The organism is Janthinobacterium sp. GW458P (assembly GCF_002127585.1).
Classification (GTDB): domain Bacteria; phylum Pseudomonadota; class Gammaproteobacteria; order Burkholderiales; family Burkholderiaceae_D; genus Janthinobacterium.
In genome coordinates this window covers 14,212-30,345 of record NZ_NEGZ01000047.1, presented here as the reverse complement: position 1 = coordinate 30,345, position 16,134 = coordinate 14,212, and the positions used below count along the sequence as shown (strand labels likewise).

General features: G+C 64.4%; 13 protein-coding genes. 9 read left to right on the top strand and 4 right to left on the bottom strand.

The window, feature by feature from the left end; all coding sequences use genetic code 11:
* Window positions 1-231: 231 nt before the first annotated feature.
* The 3 genes from CBW50_RS21280 to CBW50_RS21270 all read left to right on the top strand — a co-directional run bounded on the left by CBW50_RS21280 (window position 232) and on the right by CBW50_RS21270 (window position 6,174).
* Entirely contained in the window at window positions 232-3,279 is a 3,048-nt protein-coding gene (locus tag CBW50_RS21280) for a TonB-dependent receptor (protein ID WP_086147398.1), read from the top strand.
* A gap of 66 nt (window positions 3,280-3,345) precedes the next feature.
* Window positions 3,346-4,737, top strand: coding sequence for a Gfo/Idh/MocA family protein (locus CBW50_RS21275; protein ID WP_216356388.1), 1,392 nt, complete (start codon window positions 3,346-3,348; stop codon window positions 4,735-4,737).
* 129 nt (window positions 4,738-4,866) lie between these two features.
* Window positions 4,867-6,174 (top strand): DUF3472 domain-containing protein, encoded by a 1,308-nt coding sequence (locus tag CBW50_RS21270; protein WP_226935619.1) that lies wholly within the window; start codon window positions 4,867-4,869, stop codon window positions 6,172-6,174.
* 10 nt (window positions 6,175-6,184) lie between these two features.
* Here CBW50_RS21270 and CBW50_RS21265 read toward each other — a convergent pair whose 3' ends face one another.
* Entirely contained in the window at window positions 6,185-6,697 is a 513-nt protein-coding gene (locus CBW50_RS21265) for a hypothetical protein (protein WP_086147396.1), read from the bottom strand.
* A 250-nt stretch (window positions 6,698-6,947) separates the two neighbouring features.
* On the opposite strand from CBW50_RS21265, the gene CBW50_RS21260 reads away from it, so the two are divergent.
* The 3 genes from CBW50_RS21260 to CBW50_RS21250 all read left to right on the top strand — a co-directional run bounded on the left by CBW50_RS21260 (window position 6,948) and on the right by CBW50_RS21250 (window position 10,981).
* On the top strand, window positions 6,948-7,460 hold the full coding sequence (locus tag CBW50_RS21260; RefSeq protein ID WP_086147395.1) for a sigma-70 family RNA polymerase sigma factor: 513 nt from the start codon (window positions 6,948-6,950) through the stop codon (window positions 7,458-7,460).
* Entirely contained in the window at window positions 7,460-8,434 is a 975-nt protein-coding gene (locus tag CBW50_RS21255; protein ID WP_086147394.1) for a FecR domain-containing protein, read from the top strand. Before CBW50_RS21260 ends, CBW50_RS21255 begins: the two co-directional genes overlap by 1 nt.
* An 84-nt stretch (window positions 8,435-8,518) precedes the next feature.
* Complete coding sequence (locus CBW50_RS21250) at window positions 8,519-10,981, top strand: TonB-dependent receptor (protein WP_086147393.1); 2,463 nt, start codon at window positions 8,519-8,521, stop codon at window positions 10,979-10,981.
* Window positions 10,982-10,996: 15 nt separating this feature from the next.
* On the opposite strand, the gene CBW50_RS21245 is transcribed toward CBW50_RS21250, so the two are convergent.
* Both CBW50_RS21245 and CBW50_RS21240 read right to left on the bottom strand, forming a co-directional pair.
* Window positions 10,997-11,374, bottom strand: a complete 378-nt coding sequence (locus tag CBW50_RS21245; RefSeq protein WP_086147392.1) for a SirB2 family protein — start codon at window positions 11,372-11,374, stop codon at window positions 10,997-10,999.
* 87 nt (window positions 11,375-11,461) lie between these two features.
* Entirely contained in the window at window positions 11,462-11,908 is a 447-nt protein-coding gene (locus CBW50_RS21240) for an N-acetyltransferase (protein WP_086147391.1), read from the bottom strand.
* Between the two features lie 282 nt (window positions 11,909-12,190).
* On the opposite strand from CBW50_RS21240, the gene CBW50_RS21235 reads away from it, so the two are divergent.
* The 3 genes from CBW50_RS21235 to CBW50_RS21225 all read left to right on the top strand — a co-directional run bounded on the left by CBW50_RS21235 (window position 12,191) and on the right by CBW50_RS21225 (window position 15,589).
* Window positions 12,191-13,435 (top strand): nitrate/nitrite transporter, encoded by a 1,245-nt coding sequence (locus CBW50_RS21235; RefSeq protein WP_086147390.1) that lies wholly within the window; start codon window positions 12,191-12,193, stop codon window positions 13,433-13,435.
* Window positions 13,432-14,829: a NarK family nitrate/nitrite MFS transporter gene (locus CBW50_RS21230; RefSeq protein ID WP_086147389.1), complete on the top strand. Its 1,398-nt coding sequence runs from the start codon at window positions 13,432-13,434 to the stop codon at window positions 14,827-14,829. The genes CBW50_RS21235 and CBW50_RS21230 overlap by 4 nt, the downstream gene beginning before the upstream one ends.
* A 61-nt stretch (window positions 14,830-14,890) precedes the next feature.
* Window positions 14,891-15,589, top strand: coding sequence for a carbonic anhydrase (locus CBW50_RS21225; protein WP_086147388.1), 699 nt, complete (start codon window positions 14,891-14,893; stop codon window positions 15,587-15,589).
* Here CBW50_RS21225 and CBW50_RS21220 read toward each other — a convergent pair.
* A complete protein-coding gene (locus tag CBW50_RS21220) occupies window positions 15,572-15,943 on the bottom strand; it encodes a ribonucleotide reductase subunit alpha (protein ID WP_086147387.1) in 372 nt (123 codons plus the stop codon). The two genes, CBW50_RS21225 and CBW50_RS21220, sit on opposite strands and share 18 nt — an antisense overlap.
* Window positions 15,944-16,134: the final 191 nt, after the last annotated feature.

The following is a 16,134-nucleotide window of genomic DNA, read 5'->3' as shown; positions in this document are numbered from 1 at the left end:
TTTGCTCATTTTAGAGATAAATTTGCGTTATTACTTTCTTTTCATTGACGGTAGTTATTTTTCTTTTTAAAGTATTTCCAAGAAAACGAAAATCAGCCGATACGGACTGGTTTCCCGGAAGGTGCAACTGCCTGGCTCCGCCTTCCGACGATCACCATAAAAATGGCGCCCCACGGCTTCGTCACGGAGCGAGGGAAGGCGCCGATAACCCTCGAATAGATGGAGACACCCATGCATAGCACACGACTCAAATTGCGCGACATCAGCCGCGCCGCCGCCATCGTCATCGCCCTGGCGGCCGGCGTGCCAGGCCAGGCCTGGGCACAGTCGAACGCCACCAGTACCATTTTCGGCGAAGTGAGCGCGCCGGCCGGCGCCACCGTGGTGCTGGAAAACCTGGCGACGGGCGTGCAGCGCACCCTGACGCCCGATGCGTCGGGCCGCTACGTGGCCAACTCCATGCCGCCGGGCCGCTACGCGGTGCGCGTGCTGCGCGCCGGTGCGGTCGAAGCGACGCAGGAAGTCGAGGCCCTGATCGGCGCGGGCGCCGAAGCCAACTTCGGCCCGGCCAGCGCGCCCGGCCCCGTGGGCCAGGAACAGACCGTCGTGGTGAAGGCGTCGCGCAATCCGATCGACGTGTCGAACACCAACAATGGCGTGATCTTCACGGCCAAGGAGCTCAAGGCGTTACCAGTCGGTAACGATGTCGCCTCCATCGTGCAGCTGACGCCGGGCGTTTCGCGCGGCACCAACAGCGTGTATGGCAATGCACCATCGATCGGCGGCTCGGGCCAGTCCGAAAATGCGTTCTACGTCAACGGCTTCCCCATCACTAACCTCCTGACCCAGGTGGGCGCGTCGGAGCTGCCGTTCGGCGCGATCTCCAACCTGCAGGTGCTGTCGGGCGGCTATGGTTCGGAATTCGGCCGCTCCACGGGCGGCGTGATCAATATCACCACCAAGAGCGGCGGCAACAAGGTCGAATTCGGCGGCAAGGTCTCCATCATCCCCCGCTCGCTGAAGGGCACGACGGAAAACCGGTATTACCCGAACACGGGCGCCAATCCGAAGACGGATGGCACCTTGAAGTACTGGAACCGCGATAACGGCAGCACCAGCAAGGTCGTCGGCCTGTACGGCAGCGGACCGCTGATCAAGAACAAGCTGTTCGCCTTCGTGGCGCTGGAACAGACGCGCACGGACGGCGGTGCCGTCGCCGGTGCGCGCGACGACCTGGTCGACAAGGTGCTGCCGAACGGCTGGCGCGAGAGCAAGAGCAAGGTTGACCGCATGATGGCCAAGCTGGACTACAACCTGACGGACGACCATCACTTTGAATATACCAAGCTGTATGACCGCACGACGACGGACAGCCAGAGCTATGGTTTCGACTATACCACCTTGAAACGCAACAACGTGCCTGGCGGCGGGAGCGAGACCACCTTCAACTGCTGCGGCTCGTCGGCCGCGCCGGGCGCGAATGTCGACATCTTCAAGTACACGGGCTACCTGACGGATAACCTGACGGTGACGGCGATGATGGGGCAGTCGCGCACTTCGCACCGCCGTACCCCGGAAGGCTACAATCCGCTGCTGGCGCAAACGTCGTCGAATGAATCGACCCAGGTGCCTGGCCTGACGTACGCCAATCCGCAAACGGTGACCGGTACTCTGGTCGACCCGTCGTCGGAAGACCGCCAGAAGGCCAAGCGCCTGGACCTGGAATACAAGCTGGGCAAGCATTCGCTGCGCGGCGGCATCGACCGCATCGACGTGGAATCGAAAGTGGGCCTGAGCCTGGCCGGCGGCTACCGCTGGAGATACGAGAAGGTCAAGGATCCGACGCTCCTGATCAACGGCGCCTTTGAAACGCCGGCACAGGGCAACGGCTACGGCAAGGATGGCTATTACGTCAGCAAGGAATTGAACGCCAACCTGGCGCGTCCGACCAGCGTGCAATCGGCGCAGTACATTCAGGATCACTACCAGGTCACGGAACGGGTGCTGCTGGACCTGGGCCTGCGCCGCGAACAGTTCACCAACTACAGCACCGATGGCGTGGCCTTCATTTCACAGCGCAACATGATCGCTCCCCGCGTGGGCGCCACCTGGGATTACCTGGGCGACGGCACCCTGAAATTCTTCGCCAATGGCGGCCGTTACCACTTGCCGGTGCCGTCGAATTTGTCGAGCAACATGGCCAGCCCCTTCCTGGCCACCAGCGAGATGTTCACCTACACGGGCGTCGATCCCGTCACGGGCGCGCCGACGGGCCTGCACGCCATCAGCAAGCCGTATTCGGCCAACAACGCGTATGGACAGAGCCGCGATGCGCGCGAAGTGACGGCCGTCGGCCTCAAGCCGCTGTCGCAGGATGAATTCTCGCTGGGCTTCGAACGCGCCCTGAGCAAGAAGCTGGTGGTGGGCGCCAGCTTCCTGTACCGCAAGCTGAACGACACCAACGACGACACCTGCGACGAGCGTCCGCTGCAAGCCTGGGCCACGCGCAACGGCGTCGATACGGGCAACTGGAGCGGCTTCCAGTGCGCCATCATCAACCCGGGCCGCGACAACAGCCTGATGGTGGACTTTGACGATGGCAAGGGCCTGCGCCGAGTGGATATTTCGGCGGCGGAGTGGGGCAACCCGCTGCCATCGCGCACCTACCGCGCCTTGAACATGTTCATCGAGCACCCGTACACGGATGGCTGGTACGGCAAGCTGACCTACACCTTGTCCGGCCTGAAGGGCAATATGGAAGGCCAGACGGACAGCATCGGCGGCGGCGACGTGGGCCTGACGGTGAGCGACGACCACAAGGAATTGATGTACAACGCGTATGGCTACCTGCCGGGCGACCACCGCCACGCCTTCAAGGCCTACGGCTTCATGCAGCTCATCCCGGACGTGATGGTGGGCGCCAACCTGTCGCTGATCTCGGGTGCGCCGCGCAACTGCATCGGCGCGCTGCCCGATAACCTGAAGTTCGAGAACAATTACGGCGATTCCTACTTCTATTGCAATGGCAAGCCGGCGCCGCGCGGCAGCCAGGGCCGCCTGCCATGGCAAGCCCAGCTGGACATGAATGTGGCCTATACTCCCAGCGCCGTCAAAGGCCTGAGCCTGAAAGTGGACGTGTTCAATGTGTTCAACAGCCAGACCGTGACCCGTTACACCGAAACGCGCGAAGACCATGGCGCCATCTCCCGCAATTACCTGCAGGTCGATGGACGCACGGCGCCGCGTTCCGTGCGCTTTACGGCTGAATACACCTATTAAACTGCAGCCGGCCCGCCGTGCGGCGGGCCGGTGACGATCATTACCAACGGAAGCGAGTAGAGACCAATGACAACACAAATCAATCGACGCAATTTCCTCTCCGCCAGCGCCGCGCTGGCCGGTGGCGCCATGGCCGGCAGCGCACTGCTGCCCGGCGACGCCAACGCCGCCCCTGTGGCCGGCCGCGACAAGGTCCGCCTGGGCGTGATCGGCACGGGCATGCGCGGCCAGGTGCTGCTGGCCGAACTGGTGCGCCGCGACGACGTGGAAGTGGTGGCCCTGTGCGATATCGAACCGATCATGCTGAAACACGCGCTGGGCCAGGTGGCAAAAGCCGGCAAGCCGCGTCCGCGCACGTATGGCGAAGACCGCGACCAGAAAGCCTACAAGCGCATGCTGGACGCGGGCGGCCTCGATGGCGTGATCATCGCCACGCCGTGGGAATTCCACGCACCGATGGCGATTGCCGCCATGCAGGCGAAAATCGCCGTCGGCTGCGAAGTGGTGGCCGGCATCACCCTGCAAGACCACTGGGATGTCCTGAATACCCAGTTGAAGACCGGTACGCCGTACATGTTGCTGGAAAACGTGTGCTACCGCCGCGACGTGATGGCGGCGCTGCAGATGGTGCGCGCCGGCCTGTTCGGCGAACTGCTGCACCTGCAGGGCGGCTATCAGCACGATCTGCGCGCCGTCAAATTCAACAGCGGCAATCCCGCCAAGCCGTACGGCGGCGGCGTGGAATTCGGAGAGAAGGGCTGGTCGGAAGCCCATTGGCGCACGCAGCACTCGGTCGAGCGCAACGGCGAACTGTATCCGAGCCACGGCATCGGCCCGTGCGCCATGTACACCAACATCAACCGCGGCAACCGCTTTACGCGCATCAACGCCTTCGCCAGCAAGGCGCGCGGCTTGCACGACTACATCGTCAAGCAGCCGGGCGGCGCGCAGCATGCGAACGCCAAGGTGAAATTCAAGCTGGGCGATATCGTCACCACCACCCTGGCCTGCGAGAACGGCGAAACCATCATCCTGCAGCACGATACCAGCCTGCCGCGCCCGTACTCGCTGGGCTTCCGCGTGCAAGGCACGGACGGCCTGTGGATGGACCTGAATAATTCCATCCACATCGAAGGCGTCAGCAAGCCGCACCAGTGGGACGATTTCAAACTCTACCAGGACAAGTATGACCACCCCGTTTGGCGCAAGTACGCGGCGCAGGCCGAAGGCGCGGGCCACGGCGGCATGGACTTCTTCGTCATCCACGCCTTTGTCGAAGCATTGAAGGCCAACGCGCCGATGCCGATCGATATCTACGACGCCGTGACGTGGAGCGCCATCACGCCCCTGTCCGAGCAGTCGATCGCCGCCAACTTCCAGACCCTGGATTTCCCGGACTTCACGGGCGGGCAGTGGAAATCGCGCAAGCCGATCTTCGCCCTCGACGGCAAGTACTAAGCCTTAACGACCCGCTACCGCACCAGTTGCCGTAGCGGGTTTTTTCTATCCCCATGCGTTTTTCAACCGCGGCGCAGGTGCGCAGGCCAGTGTTCGCCCGTCGCAAAGCTTCACCACCAGGAGACGTCGATGAAACACAGAAGTGCATTATTCCATGCCATCCTTCCCGTCATGCCCTTGCTGCTGGCGGCCTGCGGCGGCGCCACCGCCACGGGCAACGGCAATACGGCCTTGCTGGCCGCCAGCGTGGCCGCGCCCGCCACGTCCGCCACCGTGGAACTGGCTGGCAACGCCTTCATCACGAGCGGGAATGAGGGCGCCGTCATCAGCGAGCGCGGCCTGTCCGGCTGGAGCAATCCCGCTGCCGTCGCCAGCACCTACTTCCGCGTGGCCGGGGCGGGCCCCGTGCAGGTGGCGCTCGACGCCAGCCTGGCCGACGGCGGCAACAGCACCATCCGCGTGAAGATCAACGGCACGCCGTTCGACGTCAAGCTGGCCGGCAAGGAGCGCAAGACCTATGCCGTGGGCACGGTGAACGTGGCGGCGGCCGGCTATGTGAAGGTGGACTTGCAGGGACTGTCGCGCGCAAAGGCCACGTTTGGCGACGTTGCGGCGCTGAAGGTGACGGCGAACGCCGCGCTCAATTACGCCAACGATCCCGCCAATTACTACTGGTCGCGGCGCGGCCCGTCCGTGCACATGGGCTACGCGGTACCGGCCAATACCGAGTATTTTTATAACGAGATGACGATCCCCGTGGGCCAGGACGCTGTCGGCTCCTACTTCATGGCCAACGGCTTTGGCCAGGGCTACATGGGCATCCAGGTGAAATCGCCCGGCGAGCGCTGGATACTGTTCTCCGTGTGGGACGCCGACAATGGCGCGAAGACCACCCTGGTCAGCAAGGGCGCCGGCGTGGTCGACAATGCGTTCGGCGGCGAGGGCACGGGCGGGCAGACCTATCTGTCGTATAACTGGGCTGCCGGCACGACGTACCGTTTCATCACGCGCGCGCGGCCCGACGGCAATGGCGGCAGCGATTACTCGGCCTGGTTCTTCGCGCCCGAGACGGGCAAGTGGCGCTATATCGCCACCTGGAAGCGGCCGGCGATTTCCACCTATTTGACGGGCGTGCATTCCTTCCTCGAGAATTTCATCGACACCCTGGGCCACACGGAGCGCCGCGTCCAGTTCGGCAACCAGTGGGCAAGGAGTGCATCGGGCACCTGGTCGGAAGTGACGGCGGGGCGCTTCACGGGCGACGCCACGGCCACCAATGCGCAGCGCATGGATTACGCGGGCGGCGTGGAAAACGGCAGGTTCTACCTGCATAACGGCGGCTTCTTTGCCGACTACGTGAAGACCAGCCAGAACTTCACGCGCCCGGCCACGGGCCTGCCGCCCGCCGTCGATGTGAGCGCCTTGCCGGTGCAATAGGCGTGGTCTCTCAGAACGGCCGCTTGCCCACCGTCGCTTCAATGCCGCGATAGTAAGTGAGCGGCCGGACTATCGTCACTCCCATCAATGCCGCCGCCTGGATGATGTCGTCTGTATCGCGCCGGTACACCACCAGCGCATCCATTTCGTCGGAGCCGTTGCCGTCGATCTGGATCAGCTCATAGCCGCCGTCGTCCACGGCGCGCTGCGCCAGTTCCGTGTCCAGCCATTCGAAATAGGGCAGCGCGCTGCCGCCGCTGTCCTCGAGCATCTCGTACGGGAAGTCGGGGAATTCGTCGAACATGTCCTGTATCTGTTCGTGCAGTTCATCGAGCTTGTCGCTCGACGCCGTATAGCAGGCCAGGTGCAAGAGGATCGCGTCCGTGTAGGCTTGCGCATCGCTGTCGACCCACTCGTTGCGTGGCGCGGAGGGCGCAGCAGTGATGGCGGTGACGGCTTCGTCCAGTTCCTCGCCTTCCAGGTCGCCGCAGGTGAGCTTGGTCAGCAGTTCAGATAGCAGCATGGTTGCCTTTCAATAGTGTGGATGCATGGCCAGGGAGGCCTGCGTGTTGAAGTGTTGCCAATACTATCATTGCCGCGTATCTGGGCGCGCTCTGCAGAACTTGCAACGTGCGCTACGCCGGCGGACGCGATCATCATGGCAGCGTTTGCAAGCAGCGCGTCAGGCAGGCATTTGCCGGGCGCTTGCGCCGCAGCACCGCATAGATATAGAATGCGAATCATTATTATTTGCGAACCAGGGAGTATGCGACGTGTCGGCTGCCCAACCCGGCGTTCACCAGGAGGTGGGCAGCCTGTATCACGATCACCACCGCTGGCTGCAAGGCTGGCTCAGGCACAAGCTGGGCAACGCCTTTGATGCGGCCGACGTGGCGCACGACACCTTCATGCGCCTGCTCAATCGCGAGGAAAGCATCGCCGCACGCGAGCCGCGCGCCTTCCTGACGACGGTGGCCAAGGGGGTGCTGGGCAATCTGTACCGCCGGCGCGACCTGGAGGCGGCCTACCTGGAAACGCTGGCCAGCCTGCCGGCGCAGCACGCGCCCGATCCCGAGGCGCAGGCGATCCTGCTCGAAGCCCTGTTCGACATCGACCGCCGCCTCGATGGCCTGGCGCCTGCCGTGCGCCGCGCCTTTCTGCTGGCGCAGCTCGATGGCATGCCGCAGGCGGCCATCGCGCTGGAACTGAATGTCTCGCTGGCCACCGTGCAGCGCTACCTGGTCAAAGCCATGCACCGGTGTTTCTTTGCGCATCCGGCATCGTGATGGGCGCCTTCACGCCGGAAGCGGCCAGCCTGCAAGCGGTGGAATGGCTGGTCCGCCTGCAGGCCAACGACGCGACGGCGGAAGTGGAGCACGCGTGGCGCGCCTGGCGCGACAGCGACCCCGAATATGAGCAAGCCTGGCAGCATGTGGAAGGCTGCATGGCGCGCATGCGTGCCTTGCCCGCGCCGCTGGCGCATGGCACGCTGGCGCGCAAACCCGCGCATGCGCAGGCGAATGCGGCGCGCCGGCAGTCGCTCAAGCTGCTGGCGTTGCTGGCCGTGGGCGGCGGCGCCTGGCTGGCGGGCGGCGATGAACAGGCGCGTTTCTGGTTCGCGGATTACCGTACCGGCACGGGAGAATTACGCCACGTGGTGCTGGATGACGGCACGCGCATCGCGCTCAATACGGCGTCCGGCATCGACGTGCGCTATGACGCGGGCCAGCGCCTGGTGACGCTGCTGAAGGGCGAAATCATGGTCACTACGGCGCGCGACCCGGCCGGCCGGCCATTTTTCGTGCAAACGGCGCAAGGCCGCTTGCAACCGGTGGGCACGCGCTTTGCCGTCCGCATGGAAGGCGACCGCACGCAGCTGGGGGTGTTCGCCGGTGCCGTCGACATTCAACTGGAACATGCGCCCGATGCGGCGGGCAGGCTGCAGGCGGGCCGGCAAACCAGCTTTACGGCGGCGCAGATCGGCGCGATTCGGACCTTGCCCGCCGGCGCAGACGCGTGGACGGCCGGCATGCTGGTGGCGCACGACATGCCGCTGGCGGAGTTTATCGGCGAGCTGGCGCGCTACCGCCCTGGGCGCCTGGCTTGCGATCCGGCCATCGCCCACTTGCGCGTGTCAGGCATCTACCCGCTGGCCGATACGGGGCAGGTGCTCGACATGCTGACGCGCACCTTGCCCGTCGACGTGCGCCAGAGCACGCGCTTCTGGGTGAGCGTGACGCCGCATCGGCAGCATGCATGAATATTTTCTGAAAAGTGAGGGGTTTGCGATTTTCGCGTGACATAGCAAGTGAACCCTTCATTCACTTTCAGGAAAACAGTCCGCATGCCCAGCACAACACTTATTCACGTTTCTTCCGCTTCCAGTACCTGCCGCCGCAGCGTGGCGGCGCTGGCCGTCAGCCACGCCCTGTGGCTGCTCGCCGCCAGCGGCGCTTTCATCTCGGCTCCAGCGGCCCAGGCCGCGAACGCGGCGCGCATCGCGCTGGAGATACCGGCCGGCACCCTGGAACAGGTGCTGGTGCGCTTCGGCCAGCAGACGGGCACCATGATTTCCTATCAGGCCGCGGCGCTGGCGGGCAAGCGCAGCGCCGGCCTGGCGGGCAGCTACAGCGTGCCAGAAGCGCTGGGCGCCATCGTCGCCGGCTCGGGCCTGCGCGCCGTGCCGCAGGCCAATGGCGGTTATGTGCTCGACGCGGCAGCGGCCGATGGCGGCCAGACCATGCCCGAGATGAAGGTCAGCGCCCGCTTTGATGCGAACGGCGCGACGGAAGGCAGCGGCGCGTACACGACGCAGAGCATGCGCTCGGCCACGCGCCTGGGCCTGTCCGTGCGCGAGACGCCGCAGGCCGTCAGCGTGGTCACGCGCCAGCAGATGGATGACCAGAACCTGCAAACGGTGGAAGAGGTGCTGCAAAACGCGGCCGGCATCGCCATCAACCGTTACGACAGCGACCGCACTTCGTTCTTCGCGCGCGGTTTTTCCATCGCCAGCTACCAGTATGACGGCATACCCACCACGGTCGACAATGCATTCAACGTGGGCGACAGCACCCTGGACATGACGGCCTACGACAGGGTCGAGATCGTGCGCGGCGCCACGGGCCTGCTGACGGGCGCGGGCGAGCCGTCCGCCACCATCAACCTGGTGCGCAAGCGCGCGTCATCGAGGCAGCTGGCCGGGAATGCGGCCCTGAGCCTGGGTTCCTGGAACAATGCGCGCGCCAGCGCCGACCTGTCCACGCCCCTGAGTGCCGACGGCAAGGTGCGCGCAAGAGTCGTGGCCAGCTACCAGGACAGCGAATCGTATGTGAATCTGTATCATGGCAAGAAGGCCATGGCGTATGCCACCGTCGAGGCGGATCTGGCGCCCGGCAGCGTGCTGATCGCCGGCTATGAATACCAGGATAACCGCCCGCGCGGCGGCATGTACGGCGGCCTGCCGCTGTGGTACGCGGATGGCGAACGGGCCACGTTTTCCCGCTCCACCACCACGGCGACCGCCTGGAGCCGCTGGTTCAGCACCAGCCAGACGGCTTTCCTGCGCCTGGAGCAGGAGCTGGGCAAGGGCTGGAACCTGACGGCCATGCTGAATCACGGCTGGGGCAATTACTCGGCGGCCGAACTCTTCGCCAATACCTGGCCGGACAAGGCCACGGGCCAGGGCGTGACGGGCTATGCCGGCTTTTACTCGGGCACGCGGCGCCAGGACAGCGTCGACGCCTATGTGCAGGGGCCGCTGCAGCTGCTGGGCCGCACGCACGACCTGGCGTTCGGCGTCTCGGGCAGCAACCAGTTCGCCAGCAACCCCGGCATTGCCGGTGGCAGCGTCGACTACGGCAATTTCCATCAATGGCAGGGCGTGACGCCGGAGCCGGACTGGAACGACCCGAATTTCTCGCGCTGGAAGCTGCTCGACACGGTGCAGCAGCGCGGCATCTATGGCACGGCGCGCTTTTCGCTGGCCGACCCCTTGAAGCTGATCGTCGGCGCGCGCTACAGCCGCTACAAGGCTGATCATATCGATGACTGGGGTGGCGGCTACGCCTACGCCAAGCACGCCGTCACACCGTACGCGGGGCTGGTATGGGATATCGATGCGCAGCACGCGCTGTACACCAGCTACAGCAAGATCTTCAAGCCGCAGGGCTACCAGGACCGGTTCGGCCGCTATCTCGACCCCGTGCAGGGCAAGAATGCGGAGGCGGGCGTGAAGGGCGAGTATTTCGGCGGCAAACTCAATGCGGCGCTGGCCGTGTTCCGCATCGCGCAGGATGGCCTGGCGCAGGAAGACACGGGCCATGTTGTCGGCAACTCCCTGACGCAGGCGTACTACGCGGCTTCGGGCACCACCAGCAAGGGCGTGGAACTGGACATGTCGGGCGAGCTGGCCAAGGGCTGGAACGTCTCGGCCAGCGTGTCGCACGCGGCGGCCGGGGACAACACGGGCGCGCGCCTGAACAGCTATGTGCCGCAGACCCTGGCGCGCGTGTTTTCCACCTGGCAGTTGCCTGGCGGCTGGCGCGCCTTGTCGCTGGGCGGCGGCGTGAACTGGCAGAGCGGCGCTTACCGCGATGCCACGGGACCGAACGGTGTCGAGCGCGTGGAGCAGGGCGGTTATGCGGTGGCCGGCCTGATGGTGAAATATGCGCTGTCGCGTCAGCTGTCGCTGCAGGCGAACGTCAACAATCTGTTCGACAAGCATTACTACAGCCAGCTTGGCATGTACAACCAGGGCTACTGGGGCGCGCCGCGCAATGCCAGCGTCACCCTGCGCTACCTCTTCTGATGCGCTTACCTGGTGCTACAGCGGCCATGCCTGTTTGGTAACGGCCACGGCGACGATGTAGGCGAATACCAGCACGGCTGCCGCGAAGGCGGCGCCGCGCACGGCCGGCGTCTTGCCCCGCTTCAGGGCGATGGTGCCCAGCACGATGTAGGCCAGCAGCGCGCACAGCTTGGCGGCCAGCCACGGCTGGCTGCCCGGCGACTGGCCGCTCCACACGGCCAGGCCGATGGCGCTGGCCAGCAGGGCCGTGTCGATCAGGTGCGGCAGGATTTTTACCCAGCGCTGCTGCAAGGCGGGCGAGGCGCGCAGCATCCAGGCGCCGCGCAAGAGGAACAGCGCTCCGCTGGCGGCGGCGCAGCCCATGTGAAAATGCTTGAGGCTCAGATAATCCATGCGTGATGTGGTGGGCGTTGATTGATCGTGGCGACAGCATAGCCGCCTTTGGCCTTCCGCACCATACGCCGTCGGGATGAGACGGGACTAAGGCAGGAATTTGACGTACACCAGCTCAGGGTCGCCCTCGTCGAGATGGTCGATCCGGCCGCTGCGCACGAAGCCCGCGCTGGCGAACAGCCCTTGCGCGGCGCCGTTGGACTGGTTCGTCGACGTAAACAGTTTGGCCGTCGTGCACGCGTGCGCGGCGGCCGCCAGCAGGCGCAATCCCACGCCGCGGCGCTGGTGCGCGGGCGCGACCACCACCAGCGAGACAAAATCGTGGCCGAAGAAGTCGTCGTGCAGGAGCGCATAGCCGGCCATCTGTCCGGCCCGGATGGCCACCTGGCACTGCCCCTTGCCGACGGCGGCGCGCACGGCCTCGCCGCGCTCCGGGTGCGCCTGGGCATAGGCATCGCAAGCCAGCATGGCTGCCACATCGCCAGCCTGGGCCGCGCGGGTGATGATCTCGTCTGCTTCGTGCCTATTCTGCATGCCGTTCCTTTTCTCCAGGCGCCGAGTGTGCCAAAAATGCGCCGGTTTGTAAAACACCCGCCATCCAGGCTAGGCCCGCACCGCGCCATCTAGTCACTTTTGCCGATGCGGCTATCCAGATTGCCTTCCCAGAATCACCCTGTGGCCGATAGTGCCTTTCGCCTCTGCCACGTAAGCTGGTCGGGACGGCTGGCCAGACGGCCAGTGCATTCATGGAGAAACATCGTGGCTACCCTAGATGGCACTAAGAACAACAGTATTAACAAGGCAGTCGAACCGGGCATGCGGCGCAAGCAGGCATCCGTATTGATCAGCAGTACCTTCGCATTTACCATCTGCTTTGCGGTTTGGATGATGTTTGCCGTGCTCGGCATCCCCATCAAGACCAGCCTGGGCTTGACTGAAACACAATTCGGCCTGCTGGCCGCCATGCCCGTGCTGACGGGCTCCCTCGTGCGCGTTCCCTTGGGCATCTGGACGGACAAATACGGCGGACGCCGCGTCTTCTTCCTGCTGATGCTGGCCAGCGTGGTGCCGATCTACCTGATCTCCTACGCCACCGCCTACTGGCATTTCCTCGTGCTGGGCATGTTCGTGGGCCTGGCGGGCGGTTCCTTTTCCGTCGGCACGCCCTACGTGGCGCGCTGGTACGAGAAGGAGCGCCGCGGCCTGGCGATGGGCATCTTCGGCGCCGGCAACTCCGGTTCCGCGCTGACCAAGTTCGTCGCTCCCGGCATCGTCGCCGCCTTCGGCTGGCAGATGCTGCCCAAGGTGTATGCGGTGGCCATGCTGGCCACGGCCATCATCTTCTGGCTGTTTTCGTTCACGGACAAATCGCACCTGGCCCCATCGGGCGAGAGCTTTTCCGCGCAAATGAAGGTGCTGAAAGACCCGCGCGTATGGCGCTACTGCCAGTACTACTCGGTGGTGTTCGGCGGCTACGTGGCGCTGGCCCTGTGGATGACGAAGTACTACGTGGCCGAATACGGTTTCGACCTGAAGCACGCGGCGCTGCTGGCGGCCTGCTTCTCGCTGCCGGGCGGCGTGCTGCGCGCCGTGGGCGGCTGGATCTCGGACAAATACGGCGCCGCCAAGGTGACGTGGGCCGTGATGTGGGTGTGCTGGGTGTGTTTCTTCCTGCTGTCGTATCCGCAAACGCAGATGGTCGTGGAAACCGTCACCGGGCCGCTGGCCTTCCATATCGGCCTGTCGCCGCTGTGGTTCACCGTGCTGCTGTTCATCGTCGGCATTGCCATGGCCGTGGGCAAGGCGTCCGTCTTCAAGTTCATCGGCGATGACTTTTCCGACAACATCGGCGCCGTCTCGGGCGTAGTCGGCCTGGCCGGCGGCCTGGGCGGCTTCATCCTGCCCGTGATGTTCGGCGCCCTGGTGGACTTCACCGGCGTGCGTTCGAGCTCCTTCATGCTCCTGTACGGCACCGTTTGCGTTTCCCTCGTCTGGATGCATTTCTCGTTCAAGCCGCTGCGCGCGGCGCCCATCAATCAACCCGCAGGAGTACAAGCATGAGCCGCTACATGATCAATACGTGGGAGCCGGAAACGCCGAGCTTCTGGCAAAGCACGGGCAAGGCCACGGCCGCGCGCAATCTGTGGATTTCGATTCCCGCATTGCTGCTGGCGTTCGCCGTGTGGATGGTGTGGAGCGTGGTGGTGGTCAACCTGCCCAACATCGGTTTTACCTACAGTAACAACCAGCTGTTCTGGCTGACGGCCTTGCCGGGCCTGTCCGGCGCCACCTTGCGCATCTTTTATTCGTTCATGGTGCCGATTTTCGGTGGCCGCCGCTGGACGGCCATTTCCACGGGTTCGCTGCTGATCCCCGCCATCGGCATCGGCCTGGCCGTGCAGGATGTGAACACCGGTTATCCGACCATGCTGATCCTGGCGCTGCTGTGCGGCTTCGGCGGCGGCAATTTCGCCTCGTCGATGGCCAACATCAGCTTTTTCTATCCGAAGGCGAGCAAGGGCTTCGCGCTGGGCATGAATGCGGGCCTGGGCAACCTGGGCGTGTCGGTGGTGCAGTTCGTCGTGCCGCTGGTGATCACGTTCGCCGTCTTCGGCGCCTGGGGCGGCGATTCGCTCACCTGGGTGAAGAATGGCGTGAGCAAGGACATGTGGCTGCAAAACGCGGGCTTCATCTGGGTGCCGTTCATCGCCTTGAGCACCTTGCTGGCCTGGTTCGGCATGAATGACCTGGCGTCGGCCAAGGCCTCGTTTTCCGAGCAGGCCGTGATCTTCAAGCGCAAGCACAACTGGCTCATGTGCTGGCTGTACACGGGCACCTTCGGCTCCTTCATCGGTTACTCGGCCGCGTTCCCGCTGCTGATCAAGATCCAGTTCCCTGACGTCAATCCGCTCGATTACGCCTTCCTGGGACCGTTGGTCGGCGCCCTGGCGCGCGTGGCCGGCGGCGTGATTTCCGACAAACTGGGCGGCGCCCGCGTCACCCTGTGGTCGTTCCTGCTGATGATAGGCGCCGTGCTGGGCGTGCTGTACTTCATGCCGCAAGGCGGCGCAGGTGTGCACGCTGCGGGCAGCTTCAACGGCTTCTTCTGGATGTTCATGCTGCTGTTCGCCGGCACGGGTATCGGCAATGCCTCGACCTTCCGCATGATCCCCGTGATCTTCCTGACGGAGCACCAGCGCGCGGCGGCCGGCAAGGGCAAGGCGGCGCAGGAGCAGGCCATCGTCGACGCCAACAAGGAAGGCGCGGCCGTGCTGGGCTTCACGTCGGCCGTGGCGGCCTACGGCGCCTTCTTCATCCCGAAAAGCTATGGCACCTCGATTGCGCTGACGGGCAGCCCCGACGCGGCCCTGTGGTGCTTCATCGGCTTTTATGTGAGCTGCATCGCGATTACCTGGTGGTGCTACGCCCGTAAAAATGCGCCGATGCCTTGTTAATTGAGCAAAACGCCTGGCAGGTCGCACTTGTCAGGCGTTGTTTACAGTATCAGAGGTAGTCATGGAAGAACTGGAAAAATTCGTCAACGGCTTCAGCCTGTTTCAGCAGCAGTATTTCAGCGAGCCGCAGACCTTGTACGACAGCCTGCGCGACGGGCAGCGGCCTTCGACCTTGCTGATCGGCTGCTGCGATTCAAGGGTCGACCCCATGCTGCTGACGGGCAGCGACCCGGGCGACATGTTTGTTGTGCGCAATATCGCCAACCTGGTGCCGCCGTGCACGCCCGAGGCGCCGCCCGGCGTCAGCTCGGCCATCGAGTTCGCCGTGTGCAAGCTGGAAGTGGCCAGGGTCATCGTGCTCGGGCATGCGCGCTGCGGCGGCATCCGCGCGCTGCTGCAGCCGCAGCCGCGCTCCGAAGAGCAGGAAACGGACTTCGTGGGACAGTGGATGCGCATTGCCGAGCCGGTGGCGCAACGCGTGCGGCGCGACCTGGCGCACCGCTCGTCGGAAGAGCAGCACCACGCGTGCGAACTGGCCAGCATCCTGCAGTCGCTGGACAACCTGCTGACCTACCCGTGGCTCAAGCGCCGGGTGGAGCAGGGCTTGCTGAAACTGCATGGCTGGTATTTTGATATCGACAGCGGGGCGCTGATGGCGTATTCGGCGCGCCAGCAGCAGTTTTTGCCGCTGGTCTGCCCTATAGAACGGGCGCGTCATTTGCATGAACGCCCGTGGCCGGATTCAGCTAAAACGCAATAAATCCCCGCTGCGGTCAAACGCCAGCAGGCTGTCGATGCGGCCTTGCTCGATGGCTGTCACCATGGCGCGCAGCGGCGCTTCGCAATCCTCCGGGGCGGGCGGCAAGCCTGCGCGCCCCGCCAGTCCGGCCACGAAGACCACGTCCCAGTGCGTCTGCATCTGTTTCGATTCCTCCTCCAACGCTTCAAAGCTGCCCAGTTCATCGGGCAGCTTGTCGGCGCACATCACGGGCGTCAGCGAGCGGCCCTGGCCGCCGGGCTGGGCCTGCGCCTGGGTAAAGGTGAACAGCAGGCGTTGCGGCTGCTCCTGGCTGCGGGCGCTGCGCAGCAGGCTGGCGTAATCGGTAATGGACATGGTTTTTCTCCTGGTTGAATGATAGTGGCAGCGATGGTGACAGATATACCGCAGCGTGGACTTGCCGCCCATAGGCAATAGTGACTATCCGGGTGACTACGCGCCTATGCATTCCTGGTGCCGGAAACCGACTTCTTGCCAATACCGCCGGGCACGGCGCATCGATAGACTGCTTGTATCGACGCTTGAGC